This window comes from Nocardioides sp. CPCC 206348 (assembly GCF_048654705.1).
GTDB lineage: Bacteria > Actinomycetota > Actinomycetes > Propionibacteriales > Nocardioidaceae > Nocardioides.
In genome coordinates this window covers 45922-49933 of the sequence record NZ_JBMCZA010000202.1, presented here as the reverse complement: position 1 = coordinate 49933, position 4012 = coordinate 45922, and the positions used below count along the sequence as shown (strand labels likewise).

General features: G+C 69.0%; 5 protein-coding genes. 3 read left to right on the top strand and 2 right to left on the bottom strand.

The features are described from left to right. Positions 1 to 387: hypothetical protein (locus tag ACOADB_RS19775; protein WP_378602398.1), on the bottom strand; the 387-nt coding region annotated here is incomplete at its 3' end. 9 nt (positions 388 to 396) lie between these two features. Further along, entirely contained in the window at positions 397 to 1209 is an 813-nt protein-coding gene (locus ACOADB_RS19770) for a protein kinase domain-containing protein (RefSeq protein WP_378602396.1), read from the bottom strand. A 178-nt stretch (positions 1210 to 1387) separates the two neighbouring features. Between ACOADB_RS19770 and ACOADB_RS19765 the strand changes: the two genes are divergently transcribed. From ACOADB_RS19765 to ACOADB_RS19755, 3 genes are all read left to right on the top strand, one after another. Further along, positions 1388 to 3004, top strand: coding sequence for a hypothetical protein (locus ACOADB_RS19765; protein ID WP_378602394.1), 1617 nt, complete (start codon positions 1388 to 1390; stop codon positions 3002 to 3004). A gap of 46 nt (positions 3005 to 3050) precedes the next feature. Next, a complete protein-coding gene (locus ACOADB_RS19760) occupies positions 3051 to 3476 on the top strand; it encodes a hypothetical protein (protein ID WP_378602392.1) in 426 nt (141 codons plus the stop codon). Beyond that, a partial coding sequence (locus ACOADB_RS19755; RefSeq protein ID WP_378602390.1) for a hypothetical protein occupies positions 3476 to 4012 on the top strand: 537 nt, incomplete at its 3' end. The genes ACOADB_RS19760 and ACOADB_RS19755, both read left to right, overlap by 1 nt.

Genomic DNA, 4012 nt, shown 5'->3' with positions numbered 1-4012 from the left:
GGGCGGCGGAGCCTGTTGGAGATGCGAGGACGGCGGGCGCTGCGAGCGATAGCGCAGGATCACGTCGCCGGGCACCTTGCCAACGGCGTACCCGAGGACGGCCGCGGCCCAGCTGGACGCGGCCTGGTCATCGCCGCCGCGATCGCGGGCCAACCGCTGACCGGCCGCCTCGACCGCGCGGACCGGGTCGGCGCCGCCGTCGATCATGGCCGTGAGCGGGGTCAGGACATCGAAGCGAACCGCGTCGACGAGCAGGTTGATGTCACCGGTGCTGGCCTGCTCCTCCTCGAGGACGTCGTCCAGAACACCCCGGAACCCGTTCGCGTCCGCGAAGATCGAGGTGCCGTGGGCGGTGACGAGTTCCCGGATCGCCTCGTGGAGTTCCATGCCGTTGACTCAGACCGTGGAGCCGAGCTCGCTGGCGAGGCCCGAGGCGCGCTCGGCGACCTCGGCAGCCGTACGCGGGCGCGCCGCGACGTCGGCGCTGAGGCACGACTCGATCAGGGTCCGGGCAGCAGGCGGGAGCGAGTCGGAGAGCGTCGGCTGCGAGGCCAGGATCGAACGCACGAGCAGCAGCGGCTCGGTGCCCTTGAGGTCGCCGTAGACGCCCTTGCCGGTGATCGCGAAGTGCAGCGACGCGCCCAGCGACCAGATGTCGCTGGCCCGGGAGGCCTGCGCCCCGAGCATGATGGCGGGGTCGGTGAACTCCAGGCCGATCTGGCCCAGGCCGGTGGTGACCATGCCCGGGGAGAGCAACTGGGAGAGGCCGAGGTCCGCCAGTCGACCACCGTCGTCGGCGAGCAGGATGTTCGCGGGCTTGATGTCGCGGTGGGCGATGCCGCGCTCGTGCAGGGCGTGCGCAGCCAGCGCCGCGTCGCGGACGGCCGCCACCCGACGGTCCGTCCCGATCTCGACGTGCGGGTTCTCCAGCGAGCCGTGCGGGAGGTACTCCATCGCGTAGTAGAACGCTCCGCCGTGGCGGCCTGCGTCGTACACGGCGACCAGACGGTCGGAATCGGCGACGCTGAAGTGCTTGAGCTCGCGGGTCGCGCGCCGGAAGGCATCGTCCGAGGTCGGGCCGGCGATCACCTTGACCACGACCTCCTCGGCACCGATGCCCAGGCGGGCCGGAGCCTTCGAGAGGTAGTTCGTGCCGTAGTTCGACTCGCCCAAGGGGCGCACGAACTCGTAATCAGCGATTCCCTGCACTCGATCCTCCATGACTGTCGGGCAGCCGCGACGCGACCGGACTCCAGCATGGCACGATGCCACGGGTCCTTCACCCCGAAACCCCTACGTCGCGCCCCGGAAGTGCAAGGATTCAGCAAGCGCCGCATCGGGTAGCGGGTGTAGCGTTCCGCACGCATTCAGCGATCTAGGAGGCACGTTGATCGAGCCCTCTGCAGCATCCGTGGTCCCCACGACTGACCCCTCGACGTATTTGCCCGCCCAGGCCATCACCGGTGACCTGACGGACCAGATGCTCGAGACGGACTTCTGGACCGACGACCTGGTGGCGGCGGCAGGCATCCCGATCGTGGACGTCCCCTTCGTGACCGTCGGGTCGGGCATCGGCAGCTTCGTCACCGTCGACTACCTGCGCATCGCCGGCGTCCCGACGTCGCAGATCCGGGTCCTGGGCACGCTCGACAAGCCGTGGCAGACCTACGAGTACCTCACCCGGGTCTCGCAGGTGCCGCGGCCGGAGCGACTGCGCTCGGACTCGGCATCGCGCCCCGACAACATCTGGGGCTTCCCGTCGTACGGCTTTGCCGAAGGCGTGCGCAAGTTCAACATCAAGGTCCTGTGGCAGCTCTTCAGCGAGCCGATCTTCGCCGATTACTACACGCCCAAGGCCGGCAACGTCTTCGAACAGCTCGAGCGCGAGGCGAACCGCATCGGGTACGACGAGATGCTGGTCAAGGGCCTGGTCCGCATCGTGCGCCGGCGGTACGGCGGCGGGTACTTCACGATCCTGACGCCCCCCGAGGGCGCGTCGGCCACCAAGCGGGTGGCCTTCCGGTCACAGTACGTCCACGTCGCCGTGGGCTACCCCGGGCTGAAGTTCCTGCCCGAGCTCCAGCGCTACCGCACCGAGCACAACGACTACCGGCACATCGTCAATGCCTACGAGGCACACGAGCACGTCTACGAGCGACTCATGCAGGTCCCGAGCACCGTCGTGGTGCGCGGTGGCGGCATCGTGGCCTCGCGGGTGCTCCAGCGCCTGATGGACGACCGGCTGCTGCACGGTGCGCAGACCAACATCGTCCACCTGTTCCGGACCTACATCAACGGGCCCAACGACGGCTACGGCAACGAGGGCGACGCACGCCCCGGCGGCGGCAAGCCGCGGATGTTCATGCGTCGCCGTGGCGGCGACGGGTGGGCCTACCAGGGCTTCAACTACCCGAAGTCGGTGTGGGGCGGGCAGCTCAAGGCCCAGGTCCGCAAGCTCGAGGGCGAGGAGCGCGCCGAGCTCTACAAGCGGATGGGTGGCACCAACACCCCGTGGCGCAAGCTGTGGCAGAAGCAGATGAACCAGGGCCGCCGCGAGGGCTGGTACACGCCGGTCGTCGGCGCGGTCGAGGACATGCAGCCGAGCGGTGAGCGGATCGTGAACCACGTCCGCACCGCGCAGGGCACCATCCCGATCGAGGCGGACTTCGTCATCGACTGCACCGGGCTGGAAGCCGACATCGCCGAGCACCGTCTGCTCAAGGACCTGCTCGAGCACGGTGGCGTGACCCGCAACCCGGTCGGGCGGCTCAACGTCGACCGCTCGTTCGAGCTGATCGGCACGGCCTCCGGTGCCGGCGCGATGTACGCGTCCGGGTCCTCGACCCTGGGGGGCTACTTCCCCGGCGTCGACACGTTCCTGGGACTGCAGGTCGCTGCGCAGGAGATCCAGGCCGACCTGCGCAAGCGCGGCTTCGGCAAGCGGATCGGGCCGGTGCGCTCGACGCTGCAGTGGTGGAAGTGGCTGGCAGGGAGCGCCCCGTGAGCGACGCTGCCCACCCGACCCTCCAATTCAGCAAGGGAGTGCGCTGATGTTGCCCACCCTGAACGGCCGGTTGCAGACCCGCATCTTCATGCTCGTCGTCTTCGGCGGTCTGATCACCCTGGCGCTCACGCCGATCCTGCCCGGCGACCCCGACTACAAGACCACGTACATCATCCTGGCGACCGTGCTGGTGCTCGGGATCGTGTGGGAGCTGATCTACCACGGGATCCAGCAGTTCCGGTGGGAGAAGGACTGGCCGACGATGTTCGGCCTCATCACCGCGCTCAACGAAGGGGCGCTGGTCTGGCTGCTGCTCGACCTCGAGCTGGTCCCCGGCATCGACGGCATCCCCGACTTCTGGGCGTTCCTCATCGACTTCTCGGTCATCTGGTTCGTGGTCTGGATCTGGACCAACGGGCCCATGCGCGTTCCGTTCATCCGGTGGCGCTTCTTCGGTGGAAGGATCATCTGATGCCCATTCCCGCCACATCCGCAGAGGACTGGTCGAGCGCGACCGTCGTACCCGGTCCCGGCGAGGGCACCCTCGCCCGGATCGGGCCGGTCGTCCTCCTCGTCGGCTCCGACCAGCCCACGGTGGTCAAGCCCTACCTCGAGCACGCCCAGATCGTCGCGGCCAACGGCGGCCAGGGTCGCCAGCTGGTGCGGGGCTATGCCCTGATGCTGTCGACCGCGGTCGAGCAGTCCCCCGGCTTCGCCGCGCTGGCTCCGCACTCCACCGGCCTGGCCGTGTTCGTCGACGGTGACGTCACGGTCACCATCAACGACCAGACGATCTCCGGCGCCGACTCGCTCGCGTGGGTCGAGCGGCTGATCCCGTGGCCGGTCGAGTCGGTGACGGTCACACTGCCCGGCGCTGCCGCGCCGGCCGACGGGTCGACGTACCGCCTCGACGGCGGCGTGATCCCGGCCGGTTCCTTCACCCTGCCCTCGGGTGCCGGCGACGCCATGATGGTCGTCGAACCCGTCGCGATGACCGACGAGCCGATG

Bases quoted from the DNA above. Each gene is read 5' to 3' on its own strand.
- ACOADB_RS19760 (WP_378602392.1), top strand. From the start codon at position 3,051: ATGTTGCCCACCCTGAACGGCCGGTTGCAGACCCGCATCTTCATGCTC.